Origin of the sequence: Arenibacter sp. P308M17, from assembly GCF_003426735.1 — a bacterium.
GTDB lineage: Bacteria > Bacteroidota > Bacteroidia > Flavobacteriales > Flavobacteriaceae > Arenibacter.
The window spans coordinates 795,401-813,837 of the sequence record NZ_QVON01000002.1; the positions used below are offsets into that span (position 1 = coordinate 795,401).

The 18,437-nt window shown below is 41.2% G+C and carries 19 protein-coding genes; 11 read left to right on the forward strand and 8 right to left on the reverse strand.

What is annotated here, in order from left to right; genetic code table 11:
• Positions 1 to 94: 94 nt before the first annotated feature.
• Positions 95 to 304, reverse strand: a complete 210-nt coding sequence (locus D0S24_RS07285) for a DUF2892 domain-containing protein (RefSeq protein ID WP_117019173.1) — start codon at positions 302 to 304, stop codon at positions 95 to 97.
• 289 nt (positions 305 to 593) lie between these two features.
• Here D0S24_RS07285 and D0S24_RS07290 point away from each other — a divergent pair, with 289 nt between their 5' ends.
• Together D0S24_RS07290 and D0S24_RS07295 are read left to right on the forward strand one after the other, a co-directional pair.
• Positions 594 to 980: a hypothetical protein gene (locus D0S24_RS07290; RefSeq protein WP_117019174.1), complete on the forward strand. Its 387-nt coding sequence runs from the start codon at positions 594 to 596 to the stop codon at positions 978 to 980.
• A 233-nt stretch (positions 981 to 1,213) separates the two neighbouring features.
• Positions 1,214 to 1,978 carry an exodeoxyribonuclease III gene (locus tag D0S24_RS07295; RefSeq protein ID WP_117019175.1) on the forward strand — a complete coding sequence of 255 codons (765 nt, stop codon included), beginning with the start codon at positions 1,214 to 1,216 and terminating at the stop codon, positions 1,976 to 1,978.
• 226 nt (positions 1,979 to 2,204) lie between these two features.
• Here D0S24_RS07295 and D0S24_RS07300 read toward each other — a convergent pair whose 3' ends face one another.
• Complete coding sequence (locus D0S24_RS07300) at positions 2,205 to 2,600, reverse strand: hypothetical protein (RefSeq protein WP_117019176.1); 396 nt, start codon at positions 2,598 to 2,600, stop codon at positions 2,205 to 2,207.
• Between the two features lie 154 nt (positions 2,601 to 2,754).
• Between D0S24_RS07300 and D0S24_RS07305 the strand changes: the two genes are divergently transcribed.
• From D0S24_RS07305 to D0S24_RS07315, 3 genes are read left to right on the forward strand one after another with little or no spacing between them, the layout of a single operon-like run.
• Positions 2,755 to 3,084 (forward strand): YtxH domain-containing protein, encoded by a 330-nt coding sequence (locus D0S24_RS07305; protein WP_117019177.1) that lies wholly within the window; start codon positions 2,755 to 2,757, stop codon positions 3,082 to 3,084.
• A 6-nt stretch (positions 3,085 to 3,090) separates the two neighbouring features.
• A complete protein-coding gene (locus tag D0S24_RS07310; RefSeq protein WP_117019178.1) occupies positions 3,091 to 3,435 on the forward strand; it encodes a hypothetical protein in 345 nt (114 codons plus the stop codon).
• Positions 3,436 to 3,439: 4 nt separating this feature from the next.
• On the forward strand, positions 3,440 to 3,658 hold the full coding sequence (locus tag D0S24_RS07315) for a DUF6327 family protein (protein ID WP_117019179.1): 219 nt from the start codon (positions 3,440 to 3,442) through the stop codon (positions 3,656 to 3,658).
• A 38-nt stretch (positions 3,659 to 3,696) separates the two neighbouring features.
• Here D0S24_RS07315 and D0S24_RS07320 read toward each other — a convergent pair whose 3' ends face one another.
• Together D0S24_RS07320 and D0S24_RS07325 are read right to left on the reverse strand one after the other, a co-directional pair.
• Positions 3,697 to 4,764 carry a response regulator gene (locus tag D0S24_RS07320; RefSeq protein ID WP_117019180.1) on the reverse strand — a complete coding sequence of 356 codons (1,068 nt, stop codon included), beginning with the start codon at positions 4,762 to 4,764 and terminating at the stop codon, positions 3,697 to 3,699.
• Positions 4,742 to 7,495, reverse strand: a complete 2,754-nt coding sequence (locus tag D0S24_RS07325; protein ID WP_117019181.1) for a PAS domain S-box protein — start codon at positions 7,493 to 7,495, stop codon at positions 4,742 to 4,744. The genes D0S24_RS07320 and D0S24_RS07325 overlap by 23 nt, the downstream gene beginning before the upstream one ends.
• A gap of 262 nt (positions 7,496 to 7,757) precedes the next feature.
• On the opposite strand from D0S24_RS07325, the gene D0S24_RS07330 reads away from it, so the two are divergent.
• Entirely contained in the window at positions 7,758 to 8,591 is an 834-nt protein-coding gene (locus tag D0S24_RS07330; protein WP_117019360.1) for a patatin-like phospholipase family protein, read from the forward strand.
• A gap of 230 nt (positions 8,592 to 8,821) precedes the next feature.
• Here D0S24_RS07330 and D0S24_RS07335 read toward each other — a convergent pair whose 3' ends face one another.
• Positions 8,822 to 9,286: an Hsp20/alpha crystallin family protein gene (locus D0S24_RS07335; RefSeq protein WP_117019182.1), complete on the reverse strand. Its 465-nt coding sequence runs from the start codon at positions 9,284 to 9,286 to the stop codon at positions 8,822 to 8,824.
• 224 nt (positions 9,287 to 9,510) lie between these two features.
• On the opposite strand from D0S24_RS07335, the gene D0S24_RS07340 reads away from it, so the two are divergent.
• Positions 9,511 to 12,015: a cation-translocating P-type ATPase gene (locus tag D0S24_RS07340; RefSeq protein WP_117019183.1), complete on the forward strand. Its 2,505-nt coding sequence runs from the start codon at positions 9,511 to 9,513 to the stop codon at positions 12,013 to 12,015.
• 27 nt (positions 12,016 to 12,042) lie between these two features.
• Here D0S24_RS07340 and D0S24_RS07345 read toward each other — a convergent pair whose 3' ends face one another.
• A complete protein-coding gene (locus D0S24_RS07345; RefSeq protein ID WP_117019184.1) occupies positions 12,043 to 12,642 on the reverse strand; it encodes a hypothetical protein in 600 nt (199 codons plus the stop codon).
• 39 nt (positions 12,643 to 12,681) lie between these two features.
• Between D0S24_RS07345 and D0S24_RS07350 the strand changes: the two genes are divergently transcribed.
• Genes D0S24_RS07350 through D0S24_RS21320 form a run of 4 tightly spaced genes read left to right on the forward strand, consistent with a single transcriptional unit; the run spans position 12,682 to position 14,964 of the window.
• Positions 12,682 to 13,701: a zinc-binding dehydrogenase gene (locus D0S24_RS07350; RefSeq protein ID WP_117019185.1), complete on the forward strand. Its 1,020-nt coding sequence runs from the start codon at positions 12,682 to 12,684 to the stop codon at positions 13,699 to 13,701.
• A 12-nt stretch (positions 13,702 to 13,713) separates the two neighbouring features.
• The gene (locus D0S24_RS07355) at positions 13,714 to 14,577 is read left to right on the forward strand and encodes an SDR family oxidoreductase (protein ID WP_117019186.1); all 864 of its coding nucleotides are present in this window, start codon (positions 13,714 to 13,716) and stop codon (positions 14,575 to 14,577) included.
• 23 nt (positions 14,578 to 14,600) lie between these two features.
• Positions 14,601 to 14,846 carry an alpha/beta fold hydrolase gene (locus D0S24_RS07360; RefSeq protein WP_181938044.1) on the forward strand — a complete coding sequence of 82 codons (246 nt, stop codon included), beginning with the start codon at positions 14,601 to 14,603 and terminating at the stop codon, positions 14,844 to 14,846.
• A complete protein-coding gene (locus D0S24_RS21320; RefSeq protein WP_258922822.1) occupies positions 14,839 to 14,964 on the forward strand; it encodes a hypothetical protein in 126 nt (41 codons plus the stop codon). Before D0S24_RS07360 ends, D0S24_RS21320 begins: the two co-directional genes overlap by 8 nt.
• Before the next feature lie 128 nt (positions 14,965 to 15,092).
• Here the strand turns inward: D0S24_RS21320 and upp are convergent, their stop codons facing one another.
• Together upp and glgP are read right to left on the reverse strand one after the other, a co-directional pair.
• On the reverse strand, positions 15,093 to 15,746 hold the full coding sequence (gene upp, locus D0S24_RS07365; RefSeq protein ID WP_117019187.1) for a uracil phosphoribosyltransferase: 654 nt from the start codon (positions 15,744 to 15,746) through the stop codon (positions 15,093 to 15,095).
• A 94-nt stretch (positions 15,747 to 15,840) separates the two neighbouring features.
• Positions 15,841 to 18,405, reverse strand: coding sequence for an alpha-glucan family phosphorylase (gene glgP, locus D0S24_RS07370; protein WP_117019188.1), 2,565 nt, complete (start codon positions 18,403 to 18,405; stop codon positions 15,841 to 15,843).
• Positions 18,406 to 18,437: the final 32 nt, after the last annotated feature.

Consider the following 18,437-nt stretch of genomic DNA (forward strand, 5'->3'; position numbering starts at 1 on the left):
TTTCATAGATTTGGGCCACTTTTGGTAAAAATCCTATTTTCCATCATAATCAATGTTTAGGATATAAAGTATTGTAGAATTGCAGAACCAAGGCCTATTTCCTTTTTGCCCCACATGTTTTTATTCCCAATGGAAGGTACAACGGACAAAAGCCCATAAAACTGGTCAGGAAAAAAATTATGGCCAAAACCACCAGTACAATACCCAAGGTTCCCGAGATGGTACCGTTATAATACAGCGCTATCAAAGCCGCGGCGACCACAAACCGCAAGATTCGGTCCAAATTACCCATATTTTTCTTCATGACAATAAAATTAAGTTACACAATTTATAAAGGCCCACAACAGACCTACCATACCATTGTTCATGGCTTTTTCAAATAAGTATTGGCTACCTATCCACCTGTTAAAAGTACCCAATGGAGTTAAACCCTAAAAGTTCCGATCAAATTTCGGATTTCACCAATTTTTATCTTGATAATTCAAAGTAAATGGATATACATACCACTCCAAATGATATAAGTCATTTTAGGGGCCCATGTATTTAAATAATTTTACAGCAAACTGCATTTATAATGATTAAATCCAAAAATCATGCAAAAAGAAATCATATTTAATTCGAACCTGCATTTTGAACACCAACTTTGGAAGCGCGAACTCCTTTTTTGGAAGGATGAATTGGTGTTTTTCAATAATAGGCTAAGTGAAATGGTAACTAGATGGACCAAAAAAGAGGTACTGATAAAACTGGAACATTTTCAAAACGAATTTATCCTGCACGGAGGAGTAATAGAAGATATGTTGGAAGCCATTGAAATACATGAAACCCGTATAGCAGGACAAGATCTAATGGGACAGGATGCCCTGGATACCGCCATGGTAAAAAAGCACATGGAATTTAGAAATAAAATGGAGACCCAGGAACGGATCTATGCAGATCTAAAAAAGGAATTCTTCATGTTTTTATCCAAGTACCTATAAATTAAACGATTGGCATAAAATTCCCTAAGTAACATAGTATAAAAAGATACCATGTCCTAATTGGGATATTTGCCAAATATAGTTTTGAAGTTACTATGGCCGGTAGTATCAATCCCTTCCCACAAAAGGGTCGATTGCCCAAAACTTTCCCGGGGTATTTTTTATTAATTGTTCCGATTCATTATCTTTATTCCGCTACATTAAGACAACCTATTTAAAATAAGATCGAAGCAATGAAAATAATTTCATGGAACGTCAACGGCATTAGGGCCGTTGCCAAAAAAAGTTTTTTTGAATCCGTAAATAAAATGGCACCGGATATTCTCTGTCTTCAAGAAACCAAGGCCCAGGACCATGAGGTTGAAGATACCCTAGCTTCCATCCCAAATTACAACAAACATTATAATTCTGCCAATACCAAGGGATATTCCGGGACGGCCCTTTTGAGCAAAATAGCACCTCTTGGCCTTGCAATGGATATGAATGTTTCGGAGCATGACACCGAAGGCCGCATACAATGTGCAGAGTACGATAATTTCTTTTTGGTAAATGTATACGTGCCCAATTCAGGGCAACAATTGGACAGGTTGGACTATCGTAAACAGTGGGATGCTGATTTTTTAAGGTACCTTAAAAACCTTGAAAAAACCAAACCGGTAATTGCCTGTGGGGATTTTAACGTGGCCCATAGACCAATAGATCTTAAAAACGACAAAAGCAATTACAACAAAACGGCTGGCTATACCCAAATTGAAATTGACGGTATGGATAATTTTATCAAGGCAGGGTTTGTGGATTCCTTTAGACATTTACATCCCGATGCCGTGGAATATACCTATTGGAGTTACCGTTTTAAGTCGCGCGAAAGAAATACGGGCTGGCGTATAGACTATTTCTTGGTAAGCCGATCTTTGGTAGACCACGTCAAGTCTGTAAACATCCTTTCGGATTATTTTGGTTCCGACCACTGCCCCATCTCCTTGGAAATTGAAATCTAGTGTCTTATTATCCGTTTAAAATAGGAATTTGACCGTACATAACAAAAACCGATTGAACATAAAAAATGCGTCATTGCGAACAAAGTGATACAATCTGCCCAATGGGCGACAGATCGCTTCGTACCTCGCGATGACGAAAAACTATTTTTTGTCATTTACTTGATAGGGATTTACATAATTTTTAATGTTATGCTGATTTGGATCGTGATATTGTACAGAGCCATTGTCATAATTTCTTGGCATAGCCAAAGACCATTTTTTTTAGTTCGATAAAGTCTTTGGTAAACAGATCCATTTGATCCCTTAAATTTGTATGTTTTTCCCTGTAATCCTGATCTGATATTCCTTTCTGCCCCTCTATTAAACGGGACAAAAGACTTTCATGGGCTACAATGTCCTCGGCCAAATAATCAAAAAGGGTTTGGTGGACCTTGTCCATGTATTGAAGCATCTGTCCGTATTCCGAAGCATTTACGTTTTCCCTATCCAGCAAGTCCTTAAAGAACTTGGCTTCGTCCTTCCAAAAGGCTATGGTATTCAACCATTCCGTACTTTCCCTGTGCAGGGCGTTCAACCCTTCACCCAACAATATTTCTTTTTTGGCATTTGATCCAGTGTCCATAGTGCAGTAAATTATAGTTTTAGTCTCCTGTCAACCCCAATTTAAGAACTTAAGCTTGTAATGGATATGATTTATATCATTTACAAATCATTTTAATAGGTTTATTTTTGAGTATCATATTTAAAATATATAATAATCAAAAAAATCAATAATCATGACAAACAATAATGGAAATATTCTTTTGGCTTTATTGACAGGGGCTGCCATAGGTGCAGGAATAGGGATTCTGTACGCTCCCGACAAGGGAACGGAGACCAGGCATAAAATAAAGCAAAAAGTAGGGGAGACTACGCACGATCTGTCCGAAAGAATCTCCCATGCCAAGGAAGAACTTACCAAAACGGCCATTGAGAAAAAAGATGCCTTTGACCGCAAACTGGATGAGGCCATATCCACAATGAGCTATAAGGCGGATGATATCATCTCCACCCTGGAGCGCAAATTGGAAGACTTAAAAAAGAAAAACGCCCAATTTCAAAAATAAGGGAATATGGCCTTGGAAGCACTTAAGAGAGACCTTACCGGGGCCGAGGCCGACGTAAGGTCTTATCTGGAAAATAGCGAGGAGTATGCCAAGCTTAAAATATTTAAGATACTCATGGAGCTTGTGACCGCCTTTGCACAAACCCTACTTATAGGGGCTATGCTTTTATTGGCCATGCTCCTATTGTCCTGGGCAGCGGCTAATGCCCTGAACGAGGCGTTGGAAAGTCATTGCTTAGGATTTTTAATAATAGGTTTAGGCTATATGTTTGTAGCTATGCTTTGTTTTTTTCTTAGGGATAGACTAAATGGGCCAATACTACGCACATTTTCCAAACATTATTTTGATTAAGATTATGGGGAAGCAGTACAGTTCTTTTAAAGAGATTGATGAAAGACTAAAGATCTTGAAATTACATCGTAAAATTGAAATTGAAAGCCTTAAACTTAATATCCATCAGGTAAAGACATATTTTGGACCACAGTATTTGGCAGGGAACCTTAAGGGCAACATTCAACAAATGTTGTTGGTCTTTGCCATAAGGAAACTCAAGGCCATATTTAACAGAAGGTAGCACTTTAAGTTTTGAGCAATATCCCCACAATGACTTCCCTAAAAATCCGCTACCTCCCTAAGGCCCTTTTCATTTATAATAAGGATCCTTCTTCCGTGGTCTGTGGCAATGAGGCCTTCGTCCTTGAAATCGGATAAGGTGCGGATTGCGGTTTCGGTTGCGGTACCGATCATCCCTGCAAAATCCTCCCGTGGAATTCCTATTCCACCATTGGGCCTGTCCTGTACAACATGTTTGTCATAAAGTTCCAACAGGGCCTTTGCCGCCCTCTGCCTTACCGACGCAAAGGCCATATCCACCAATTGTTCCTGTAAGTGCATTAGATTATTGGATATCATTCCAATAAATTTTTGGGAAACCACCGAATTGCCATATAACAATTTCGTAAAATCTTCCCTAGGAATGGCACAGATCCGGGCATCCTCCATAGCAGTGGCATTTTCTATATAAGACTTATTTGAATTCAACATCGACATTTGCCCAATAAAATCTCCGGGACCAAAAATACCTGTCACAAATTCCTTTCCGGATTCAGTGCTTTTATACGTCTTTACACTTCCCTTCTCAATAAAATATAAGGAATGTGCATTATCTCCTTCCCAATAAATAATTTCTTTTTTACTGTAATCCTTAAGGGTGTAATTCTTGGATAGGTTTTTAAGATCACTGTATTGGGAGGCTTCGTCCAAAAATTTGTGTATCCCTTCCATGTTTTTGGCTATCTCTGCCTTAAGAAAATCACTTTTACGCAATCGTGAGGCAACGGCATCCAACAATTCCTTTTCTTCAAAGGGTTTGGTCAAATAATCGTCCGCCCCTAAATTCATTCCCAACCTCACTTCCGACCTATCCGTCTTTGCCGTTAAAAATATAAGGGGAATACCAGATGTGGCACCGCTCTTTCCCAAAGCTTCCAAGACCCCGTAACCATCCAGTTCGGGCATCATAATATCACATATTACCAGGTCCGGCCCAAATCGTTTTGCCAGGTCTACCCCTATCCTTCCATTCTCGGCCGCCAATACTTGGTAATTGGCCAACTCCAAAATATCCTTTGTATTTTCCCTAACATCCTTGTTGTCCTCAATTAATAGAATTTTTTTCATATTCGCTTTTATTAACGGGAATCCTTAAGCTAAAGGTACTACCATTCCCCAGTTTACTTTTAAACCTTATACTACCACCGAGAAGCCCCGTGTAATGTTTTACTATATGAAGTCCAAGGCCGGTCCCTTGGAAATTGGTGGCATTTTCTGCACGAAAAAACCGAGTGAACAACTTTTTCCGATCTGCCTTCGGGATGCCTATTCCCTGATCATTAATATGAATGGTTACCTCTTTTTCATTTGCCTCTACCACCATTCCTATAATTTGTCCCTCCATAGAGTACTTAATGGCATTGGAAAGTAAATTAATAATAATATGGTTCAATAGTTTGGGATCAAGATTAACCCATATAGAGGGGTCGGAATGATCAAAAATAATGACCTGCCCCTCTTTTTTGATAGGTTCCATCTCATCGACCAACATTTTTATAAATTGTATTAATTCAAAAGACTGGGCCATTACCTGTACCTTACCCTCTTCCAACTTGCTCAAGGACAGAAAATCGTTAAGGATAACAACAAGATCCTTGACATTGGTCCTTATCCTGGAGACATGTTTCATTCTCCGTTCCTCTTTGCCCGGCTCGTTTTGTTTTCCTATCAGGATGGCCGAAGAAAGAATGGCGCTCAAGGGCGTACGGAATTCATGGGAGGCCATGGAAATAAAACGGGATTTGAGTTCATTAAGCTCCTTTTCCACTTTAACGGTCTTTTCCAATTCATACTGTATCTTCTTCTGTTTGCTAACATTATTGTAAACAAATAGGGCCCACATTATTTTATTTTGATCGGAATAGAGTGGTGTGGAATTCACGGCATAACTTTGATCCTGAAAATCTACCTCAAAAGAAATATTGGCCCCTTTCAATGTCCTTCTAATATCCGACTTTATTTTTGTGATCTGCCGTCTGGAAAAAATAGGAATGTTGTCTATGGGAAGTCCCTCAACACTGGACTTGTTGAGATGTATCCAGTCCATTTCCTTTCCTTCCACATAGACCAATTCAAAATCCGTATTAAAGACCATGATAACACCATTGGGAAAATTATGGGCAATAGCCGTAAACAACGCCCTACTGAGACTTGCCTTCCTTTGGGCCCTTTGCGTCTCTAATATTTGATCTTCCAGGCTTAAATTGGTCGATACCAGTTTTTGTACCGTAATTTGAACTTCCCTTGTCCGTTCCTCCACCTTATCTTCCAAGGCCTGGGCATATATCTCCAGTTTTTTCTTGGCCTCCTGAATTTCGGTAACATCGTTCAGAACCCCAATGAAATGGGTTAATTTCTGACCGTTATCATACAGGGGGGTAATAGACAGGTCATTCCAAAAAAGGGTGCCATCCTTTCGGTAATTTCGAACCAATGCCCTACAGGGGGTACCGTGACCAATTGCTTTGGACATGAAAGCGATTTCAGGCTGATTACTATCCCCCTTCTGCAAGAATCTACAATTTTTCCCAAGAACTTCATGGGATTCATACCCGGTAATTTGGGTAAAGGCCTTATTCGTATATAGAATGGGAAGTTCGGGATGTTGGGCATCCACTATGATAATCCCGTTCCCAACAGCTTCCATGGCCCTGTTTCTTATTCTCAAGGTCTCCTGTGTCAATTTGTTTTCAGTGACATCCAATCCAGAACTTACGACCCCTATAATTTCATTGTTTCCATTCCTTAGGGCAGCATTGCTCCATTGAATTAGGCGCTTCTGCCCACCTTTGGCAATAACATGGTTTTCGTGAAAGTTGGGTAGGTTTAATTTATCCGCAAAAATAGATTCAAACAATTCGATAAGTTGATTTTTGTTCTTTTTGGGTATAAATTCTGTAAACCAGTTTTTGTTCAAGATAGCATTTTGATCAAGTCCCAATATATCGCAGGTACTTTTATTTACCAATTGAACGGTGTAGTCCTTATCAATGGCCAAAAACATGGAAGGGGAAGTATCCATATATTGACGGAGCAATTCTTTTTCCTTGACCAGTGCATTTTCAATCGTCCTAAGATCCGTTACATCCTGAATAAAGCCTTCCCGCCTGATGGGAGTATTGGTATTGTCCACAACAAAGTTACCCTGCTCCCAGATCCACTTTATTTCCTTATTGGAGGTCATTATCCTATAGGAAAGCTGATAGCCTCCTTTTCCCTTAACGGCCATGGCAAGCCCATCCATCACCTTTGGTAAATCTTCAGGGTAGATCAGGTTTTCCCAATAGAGTTCGGAATCGTCATAAAATTGTTGGGATGAATAACCACAAATGGTCTGGCAATTCTCGCTGATAAACTCCATATAATAGGGTCTATTTGGCATACAGCTATAGACTATCCCTGCAACATTGGACACCAAAGTCCGAAACTTTCTATCACTTTCAAAAACGGAAGTATCCGCCGGTTTACAATAAATTGAATATAGAATTTGCCCTTTTAAAACTGTTGGGGCACACCTAATATCCAATGGAAAATGAATTCCATTTTTTTTAAGGCCAAAAAGCGGAATTGGCGCTACCCTATTTTTCTTGGATCGGGTGGTCTCTACCTTTTTCTTCCAATCGGGGACGATTATTTGCATATTCATATTGGTCAATTCTCCAGTACTGAAACCGAAAAGATTTTCCATTGCACGGTTTGCAGCAAGAATAGCCCCAAGTTCATCGATTACCAACAATCCGTCCAAAGAAACATCAAAACTGACTTGCAAAAGATCGTTATTTGTTATTCTGCCGTTCATTGCTGATGATGGATTTAACCAAAAATTGTTTTCCCAAAAAGAAAAAGGGCCGATTGGAGGTATTGGCACTGGTAAACCTATTCTATTGCAAGTATTTCAACCCATTCCCACTAAGTCCAGCAAATGTATTGGTATCCTCCTCTGTAAGAAATGACATCCGTCATAATATGGCCCATGGGTAGATTTCCTTAAACCTGATAAAGGTCATATGACCATTTCCCTGTATATAATAATTTTGAATCAAATTTTAAATAAAATACATATGACAACAGGCCTCGTCCTATCCGGTGGTGGTATTCGCGGGGTTGCCCATATTGGGGCCATTAAGGCCATGCAAGAATATGGCATTTCACCTTCCCATATTGCCGGGACCAGTGCAGGGGCCATAGTAGGAGCCCTTTATGCCGCTGGCCGTACCTGGGAAGAAATGTTGGATTTTTTTAAAGCAACGCAGATTTTCAGTATAAACAATTATGCCAAGGGAAAACCAGGTTTTTTGGATACGGAAAAGTTCTATGATCAATTTAAATCCTACTTGCGCCATGATTCCTTTGAAGCTTTGGAGATCCCTCTTTATATAACGGCAACCAACTTACTGGACGGGACACTGAAGGTATTTGATAGTGGTGAACTTATTCAACCAATATTGGCATCGTCTGCCGTTCCAGGATTATTTGCACCCGTACAGATCAAGAATGGCTATTATGTAGATGGCGGTACCCTGAACAATTTTCCGGTAGACCTTATTAAACAGATCTGTAACAAGATCATTGGAGTATATGTAAACCCTTTCAACAGTGTTAAAATAGAGGAGTTGAATCACGTGACCAAGGTTTTGGAAAGGACCTATCATGTAATGATGGCCAATAAGGCCAACCTTAAATTCAACGATTGCGATTTATTGATAAGGCCTCTGAATATGGATAGATATAGTATGTTCAGCTTAAAAAATTTGGACAATATTTTCAATTTGGGGTATGCCGCTGCCCAGGATATCTTAAAAATCAGCCCTCTTGCCACTGAATTACTTCAGGCAGCAGAATTGGAAGCCATGAATGGTTTTTCAATGGATACTTCCGTTATAGACTCCCATTAATAATATACTCACTGAAATAACTTTGTATCCATGGTTCTTCCATTTTAAAAATTAATAATATTAAAATTCTAAGTTTTATCTACAAAGATTTCAAATACATACTAGATCTTACTTATTCCAAAGACCTCGAGTGAGGTTTCTATATTCAAAACCCTCCCGCCCAAACCCCCCACATGGACATATATTGGGTTTTGACGGGAAGGCATTGCTAACAAATAACCAACCAATAGCTATCCGATAAGTATTTTCTTAGGGGGCATTTTTTTTGCCTCTTCTTTTTTTGATAGATTAAAGCTCAAAATACCATCCTTGTATGCTGCCTTAATGGCTTCCTGCTTAACGGAATCCGGTAACTGTAAAGAACGTTGAAAGGAATTATAACTAAACTCCCTACGGGTATAGTCGTCCTCCTTATCCTCTTTGGATTCGGACTTCTCTGCTGCAATATTTAAACAACCATCATCAATGGTAACCTCAAAATCCTTCTTTTGAAATCCGGGAGCGGCCAGTTCGATCTCAAAATGGTCATCGGTTTCTTTAATGTTCAATGCAGGTTCCATTCTCTTTCCGTTCCAGAAACGATCGGGCAACATATCCCTGACCCATCTACGGTTATCAAAAAAATCGTCCATGTCAAAAAAATCCTGGGACATTAAATTGCCAAATGGCCTACTTTTAAATTTTACTAGTGTCATAATATCTTATTTTTAAGGGTTACATATTTATTATGCTTCTAAAGTACATCCAACTGTGTTTGTACAAAATGATTTAGGTCAGTCCCACAAATTTTCTTTACATTTAATTTTACGATATCCAATAACAGCATCACAACAATATTTTTCCCTGTCCAATATTGGGATAACAAGTGCGGTCCGATTTTTAAGACAGGGAACAGTTCATTTTTTTATTTCAGGTCCCTATGATCAATCCAACCGATTTTGGCATTCACGGGCTTTCCGATGAAGCCGTAGAACAATCCAGAGAAAAGCACGGAGAAAATAGCCTTAGCTATAAAAGTAACAATGGTTTTTTGGAAGCTTTAAAAAGTATCGCCCAAGAACCTATGGTCATCTTATTGATAGTAGCCACCTCCATTTACTTTATTACAGGAAATAACGGGGATGGCATATTTATGGCCTCCGCGATTATCCTGGTAGCCTCAATTTCCCTTTACCAGGATTCCAAAAGCAGGATGGCCTTGGAGAAATTAAAAGACCTTACCCAACCCAATAGTCAGGTCATCCGAAACGGTGTAATCAAAGAAATTCCCAGTGAGGAATTGGTGGTAGGCGATAGCCTTATGATAGAAGAGGGCAATACCATTCCCGCAGATGGTACCATAGTACATTCCAACGATTTTTCGGTTAACGAATCCATACTCACAGGTGAGTCGCTTTCCGTTTTTAAGGATGCTACCAAATTGGACAATAAAATATATAGTGGCACTACGGTAGCAAGCGGATTGGCCATTGCAACCATCACCGGGATCGGCAACGAAACCCGATTGGGTAAAATTGGAAAAAGCCTTGAAGGTATACAGGACGAAAAGACACCACTGGAAAGACAGATTTCCGGTTTCGTTAAAAGCATGTCCCTGTGGGGCGGCATTATTTTCCTATTGGTTTGGGGAATTAATTATTTTCAGTCCAAGGAAGTTTTGGATAGTCTGCTCAAAGCCCTCACCTTGGCCATGAGTATCCTGCCCGAAGAGATCCCCGTGGCATTCACCACCTTTATGGCCCTGGGTGCCTTTAGGTTGATGAAAATGGGTGTCGTGGTAAAACATATGAAAACTGTGGAATCCCTGGGAAGCGCTACGGTGATATGTGCCGATAAAACCGGTACCCTTACCCAAAACAAAATGGAACTCGCCAAACTTTATAGCCTAGAAACGGGAGAGATAGTTGTCCCCGACGGTCCACTCAATGCCTCCTTGAAACAACTGCTGACAATGGCCATGTGGGCCAGCGAACCCATACCTTTTGACCCTATGGAAAAGGCACTTCACAATGCCTATGGCAACATGGTTACAGAAGACCGGAGGCCCCAATTTAAAATGGTGCACGAATATCCGCTAAGCGGGAAACCTCCAATGATGACACATCTGTTCGAAAATAATGAAGGCGAGCGTATTATCGCCTCCAAAGGGGCCCCAGAGGCCATTATGGCGGTTTCCATATTAACGGATGCCCAAAAAAATAGAATCAAGGACATATTGACTCAATTGGGGCAGGAAGGATACCGTATGTTAGGGGTGGGACAAGCCCATTTTAAAGGATACGATTATCCTCAAAAACAGCAGGACTTTAAGTTTTCGTTCATTGGAATAGTAGCCTTTTATGATCCCCCGAAGAAAAACATCTCCAAGGTCCTAAAAGAATTTGATGGGGCGGGAATCAAAGTGAAATTGGTTACGGGGGACAACCCCACAACTTCCATGGCAATTTGTAAACAAATACATTTTCCCGGATATGAAAAAAACATGACCGGGGATCAACTCATGCAATTAAGCGATGCAGAATTGCAACAAAAAGTTATGGATACGCAAGTCTTTACGCGTATGTTTCCCGAAGCCAAATTAAGAATAGTCAATGCCATTAAGGCGAATAACGAAGTGGTTGCCATGACAGGCGACGGGGTCAATGACGGTCCGGCACTGAAAGCCTCCCATATTGGTATAGCCATGGGCAAGAAGGGGACGGAAATTGCCAAGCAGGCCGCCTCCCTGATCCTGCTAGACGACGACCTGTCCAAAATGGTCGATGCCATTGCCATGGGCAGAAAGATTTATAATAACTTAAAAAAGGCCATCCAGTATATTATATCCATTCATATCCCTATTATATTAACGGTGTTTATCCCCTTGGCCCTAGGATGGGCCTATCCTTCAATTTTTTCACCTTCCCATGTTATTTTACTGGAATTGATAATGGGGCCCACCTGCTCCATCATCTATGAAAACGAGCCCCTGGAGAAAAATGCGATGATTAAAAAACCAAGGCCGTTCACCACTACATTTTTTAAGTTCAAGGAATTGATAACCAGTATCGTTCAGGGACTGGTGATTACCTTAGGGGCTTTATCGGTATATCAATACGCCGTTTTCCAGGATTATAACGAAACCATCACCAGGACTATGGTATTCATGGTTTTGATCTCCGCCAATATTTTTCTGACCTTGGTCAACCGCTCCTTCTATTATTCCCTATGGACAACCATTAAATATAGGAACAATTTGGTGCCATTGATCATCGGTATTACCTTGGCATTGGTTATCCTATTGCTCTTTGTACCTCCTCTTACCAGATTTTTTCAATTCGAAACCTTAAAAGGGCATCAACTGGGGATTTCCGTCCTTGCTGGTATGTTATCCGTTCTTTGGTATGAAATCGTGAAAGGAATAAAACGTGCCAGAAAAGAATAAAAATTCTTTTCTAATCGAGAACAAATCCTACATAAGGCTTCCCAAGTATTCGAATACATTTGTTTTGTAATCATTGAAATCCTTATAATGCTCCTCGAACCGGTCTTTTAGCTCTTTATGGCTATCCAGATAATAAGTGTCGCAATTAATTTCCTCACACTCCAAAATTCCTTTTAACTCATCCCCGTATTGTTCTATCGCTTTTTTGAAGGCATGTGTTTCCTTAGTTTTGGTTTCCATTTCTCCCTTGAATTGCTGCAAATGCTCAAAAAGATTAGGGGTGTTTCCCTTAAAAGTATTTGAGTTCAATAATCGGGTAATGAATTGTATTTCGTTTTCCATATATCCAATCATCAATTTCCACCATTCGGCTTCACGGTGGAAGGCCGAAAATTCTTCTTCCTGTGTGTTCTGTTCGCTGGGCATTTTATTATATTTTAATATGGAAGAAAGATAATTCCACCAGCGAATTATAACAATGACCATTATCAGTTTCATTATGTTAAAAAAAGAATGGTCCGATCCCAACTGGATCCGGCCCAATAGAAATAGGAGGCCCCCAAATGCGCTAGGTAATATTTTCAAATAAGCAGGGGCCAACTGATCTGGGTCATTATCTGTTAGCATTATGGGGCCTACCTTGCACCAACCTAAAGGAAACCAACAATGAAAGCAGCTTACCTCGTAAAATACGGCCCTGCCGAAAATGCTTTTGAAATAAGGGAAGTGCCAAGGCCTAAACCGGGCCGCAACCAAGTATTGATAAAAGTAGAAGCGTTCGGGCTAAATTTTGCAGACGTCGCTGCCCGTTACGGCAAATATCGCGGGGCACCCCCCTTACCTACCCTCTTGGGTTATGATGTGGTTGGACATATTGAGGAATATGGAGCAAATGTCAAAAATTTAGTTAAGGGCGACCGCGTTACCGCCCTGACCCTTTTTGGTGGTTATGCAGAATATGCCATTGCCGAAGAAGGAATAGCCCAAAAAATACCGGAAAGTATTGATGCCGGTACTGCCGTTGCTTTAGCTACACAATATTGTACCGCTTATTTTTTATCCGATCGGATGACCAACCTACAGGAAAACGAAAAGATTTTGATTCACGCCGCTGCAGGAGGGGTAGGTACCGCCTTGGTACAACTTGCCCTGTACAGGAAATGTATTGTATTCGGCACTTGTAGCTCCTCCAAAAAAATAGAATATCTGAGAAAAATCGGTGTACACCATCCCATTGACCATACAGAAAATGATTTTGCCAAAACTATTGAAAAACGAGTTGGCAATAAGGGTATCGATGTAGTTTTTAATCCCATTGGCGGCAAATCGCTCAAAGAGGGATATGGATTGCTGGGTGCGGGAGGGAGATTGGTCAGCTATGGGGTTTCTTCACTCAACAACAAGAAAAATATATTTGGAAAACTGAAGGATTTATGGCAATTCGGATTCTATCATCCCGTACAGTTTTTAAGCAGTTCTAAAGGTATAATCGGGTTGAACATGCTCAAAATTGCCGCCGAGAGACCGAAAAAAATTGCGAAGGTCATGCAAGAGGTTCTCCAATTGCACCAAGAGGGAATATTGCTCCCGCATGTGGGCGGGGAATATTCCATTGACCAATTGTCCGAGGCGCACCAGTTTTTGGAATCGCGGAAATCAATGGGAAAGATCGTAGTGAAATGGTAAAAAAGAAATAAAATGAAATGGAAGGGCAAGGTGGCGGTAGTATCAGGGTCAAGCATGGGGATCGGAAAGGCCATTGCGACCGCTTTGGCCCAAAAAGGGGCAAACGTAGTCCTGAACGGTAGGCACAAGGCCCAACTTTATGATACCGAAAAGGAATTATTGCTCAAAGGCTACGATGTTAAAGCGGTAGTTGCCGATATTGGCCGTCCAGGTCAATGTAAACATCTGGTAGCTGAAACCATAAAGGCATTTGGTAAAATCGATATCCTAATTAACAATGCGGGCCAAAGCAGTCGTGGAACTGTTGAAAAAATGGTTGTTTCAAACATTAAAGCCTTGATCGAAACCAATTACTCCGGGGCGGCATATCTTTCAAAATATGCCGTTCCCCATCTTAAAAACTCTAAAGGGCATATTGTTTTTATCAATAGTGTTGGCGGCTTGCGAGGTATGCCCTATAATTCGGCCTATACCGCATCAAAAATGGCACAGGCAGCATTGGCGGAAGCCCTTCGGATAGAATTGTACGACTACGGCATCCATGTGGGCTTGGTATATGTGGGATTTACTGAAAACGATCCCAAGAAAATAATTCTGGATGAAGATGGCACCCGGATATATCTTCCAAAAAGGGACAATATTCGATTGGCGAAACCCCAAACGGTCGCCGAAAGCGTGCTAGCGATGGTCGAAAAAAGAACGGATAGGATCATCTTGACAAATCTCGGACTTCTAGCCAATTTCATGATACGTTACTTTCCTTCCCTTAGCAATTGGATTCTACTGCACCACCGAAAAAAAATCAAGGAACAGTTTACGGAAATCGGTGGAAAAAAGGTAGTGGAAAAAATGGAAATGGAAAAATTGACCTTATAAGGGTATGGAATAGTTGCCAACACATGAGGAATGCCGAACTTCACAAGGTTACCGCACCTACCCTTCTTATTGTTGGTGGTTGGGATGATGTGGTCATTGAACTGAACCAAAAAGCCTACGATAAATTACAATGTGAGCGCAAACTGGAAATTGTTCCACACACTACCCATCTTTTTGAAGAGACCGGAAAACTGGAAGAGGTGGCCCAATTGTCGGCCAACTGGTTCAAGACCCATTTGTCAACCAAAAAAAAAGAAAATAATGTTTGAAGATAGAATCGATGCGGGAACGCAACTGGCAGAAAAATTACAGAAGTTTAAAGGTGAAAAAGTGGTTGTTATGGCCGTCCCAAGGGGTGGACTTCCAATTTTCAATTCGAAACCTTAGAAGGGCATCAACTGGGGATTTCCGTCCTTGCTGGTATGTTATCCGTTCTTTGGTATAAAATTTTGAAAGGAACAAAACGTGACAAAAAAAACAGAAAAATCCAATAAAATTATAGGGATCCAAAGTAGCTATAGTTTCTCCCCAAATGCCAAATCTCCGGCATCCCCGATACCTGGAACAATATAACCCCTGTTGTTCAATTCAAAATCTATAGCGGCAATCCATAAATGTGTCGACTCAGGAAAAACGGCTTTAATATGTTCTATACCGGATTGCGAACCTATTACGGAGATAATATGGATCTGCTTGGGACTGCCATGATTTTTTAGGGCGTTCAAAACGTTCTCCAAAGTCTTGCCCGTGGCCAACATTGGGTCTGTTAGTACCAAGGTCTTATTCTCCAGGGACGGGGCCGCAAAGTATTTTACAATGACCTCAAAAGCATCTTCATCGCCTCTGTGATGCCTAAATGCTGAAATAAAGGCATTCTCCGCATTGTCAAAATAATTTAATAGGCCCTGATGTAAGGGAAGACCGGCACGTAAAACGGAGCACAAAACCAAATCATCTAAGGGCAAGGACATTTCCTTGGTTCCCAAGGGAGTTTGAACGGTTTGGTTCCTATAGTTTAGGGTCTTGCTCAATTCATAGCCCAAAATTTCACCAATGCGTTCAATATTACGCCTGAAGCGCATGCTATCGCGCTGAGTTTTAATTTCCCTGATTTCGGATACAAATTTATTGAGCAGTGAATTTCCGTCCCCCAAGCTGTGTATGACCATCTATTGCCTTTTGGTTTCAAGATACTGAATTCTCCATACAAAGACCATAAAATTTTCGGTATCCGGGGCATGATACTATTTTTCTTTTAAACAATTACCGCTGCCATAATATCAAATTGTTTTCCAAGGGTACGGATATATTTGCATAACAGGGAACTATTCTTGCCGTATAATGACTTGAAGGCCTATTGGTACTAATACATACATGGCATTCATATTCCTGCCCATTCCCTGCAAGCCCCCCGATTTCCATTTTTACTATTTCATTTGCACTGCCATTCAGGCCTTCGGCAAAAAGTTCAACAGAAACGTTGTCGGGACTTATGTGGTTCAACCAAACCTTTATATTGAATTGATACCCTCCTTCAATATTTTCAATTAAGGTTTGCCCAATGCGCATTTGTTGCCATTTTTTCCTCAGATCGTGAAATATATTTACCATTTTCCTACCTTCCATTCCCTTTAAGCTTGCTCTCTTAATGTAATTATCCGCAGCAGGGAGGTAGTACTTTTCCGTGTACTCCCTTACGGCACGATTGGCAGAATACTTGGGAGTCAAGATAGACATACTATTTCGCATTTTTGCAACCCATTGTTCCGGTATCCCATCCTTATTGCGATCATAAAATTCCGGCACCACTTTTTGTTCCAGCAATTCGTACATTTCATTGGCTTCCATAGCATCCCAGGTAAGATCATCCCCATGTTCACGGCCATCTCCCAAGGCCCAGCCTACTTCTGGAGTATAGGCTTCCGCCCACCAGCCGTCCAGCTCAGATAAATTGACCCCTCCGTTTACCAAAACCTTCATACCACTGGTACCACAGGCCTCCCAAGGCCTTCTAGGCGTATTTATCCACACGTCCACTCCTTGAACAAGATGCTCCGTTAACAACATATCATAGTCGCTTAGAAACACCACGTGCCTATATAAATTATGTTTTTGAATGAATTGTATCCATTGCCTTATCAAAGCTTTTCCCGTTTCATCAAATGGTGGGGACTTCCCGGCTATCACCAATTGCACCGGGCGCTGGGGATTAGTAAGGATACGGATAAATCTAGCCTCATCGTACAAAAGTAAGTTTGGCCTTTTATAAGGAACAAATCTCCGGGCAAATCCCAGGGTCAAGGTTTCCATATTAAAGATCTGCATGGCCCTTTCCACTATTTCCGGGGACTGACCGGCATCTTCCGTTTGCCCTTGGAACCTTTCACGGACAAATTTTATCATATGGTACCTGGAATCGTTCCTAAATTGCCATAAATCCAGATCGGATACCGTAAAAATATCTTGTTCGACCGATTCCAAATGCCCCCTCCATCTCTCCTTTCCGCAGGCTTGTGTCCAGATTTTATCGGCATATATGGAGTCCCAGCTGGGCATATGAACCCCATTGGTGACATACCCTACCGGTACTTCATTTGCAGGCCATCTTTTAAACAATTTTCCAAAAAGATTTCGGCTAACCTCCCCGTGAAGCCTGCTTACCCCATTTACGGCACTACTGCCGCGAATGGCCAAATAGGCCATATTGAAATACTGGGATGAATTTTGTGGATCATCCCTGCCCAATGCCAAAAGGTCATTAATGTCTATATGTAAATCCTCTTTGGCATAATTGCCAAAAAACTGCCACATTAAGGACGGACTGAAATTATCAAATCCTGCCGCCACCGCCGTATGGGTAGTGAACAAATTACCTGCACGTGTCACTGCCAGGGCCTCCTCAAAGGAAACGTCATTCCCTCTCATAAAATCGGCCGCCCGTTCCAGTACAAGAAATGCGGAGTGCCCTTCGTTCATGTGGCACACCTCAGGTGCAATGTCCATTGCACGAAGCAATCTCCAACCCCCAATGCCCAGAATAATTTCCTGCTGAATACGAAGGTCCGTCCCACCACCGTATACCGCACTGGTAATTCCTCTATGCAGTGGCATGTTTACAGGATCATTACTATCCAACAGGTAAAGTTTGGCACGGCCTACCTGCACCTGCCATGTCCGCAACCAAACCGTATGGCCTGACAAGGATATATTGATCCGCAACCATTCCCCATTCGGCAACCGTAGGGGCGAAATGGGCAATTGCCCCGGATCATTGTATGGAAAAAGTGCCTGTTGGGTACCAAACCGATCGATCAGTTGTCTAAAATATCCCTGTTGATAAAGAAGTCCAACAGCAATTACGGGAATCCCTAGATCACTTGCCGATTTTAATTGATCCCCCGCAACATTGCCGAGACCGCCGACATAAATGGGCAATGCTTCACTGAGCATAAATTCCATACTAAAATAAGCTAGACATTTTAGGGGAGAAGTGGGATATTTCCTTTGGAACCAGGCCGGGTCGTTGCGCGACTTCTCCTTAAGTTTCATCATTTCATCCAACTTGTTCCGGAAAGCTTCATTTGACATTTGAAATATGAGCTGGTCCCGGGATACGTTCTGCAAAACCACCCACGGATTATGGGTTTCCATCCAAAGATCCGGATCTAACTGGTACCATAATTCATCTACCGCATGGTTCCATGACCATCGCAGATCAAGGGCGAGTTCCGCAAGATCGTCCACCCCATCAATATCGGTAGGTATAAATCCATATACCTGATTGCTGATTGGTGGATGTCGCAAATTATTTTTTTTGTTTCCTGCCATATGTCCATTTTTAAAGACCTTTAAATAGTGGG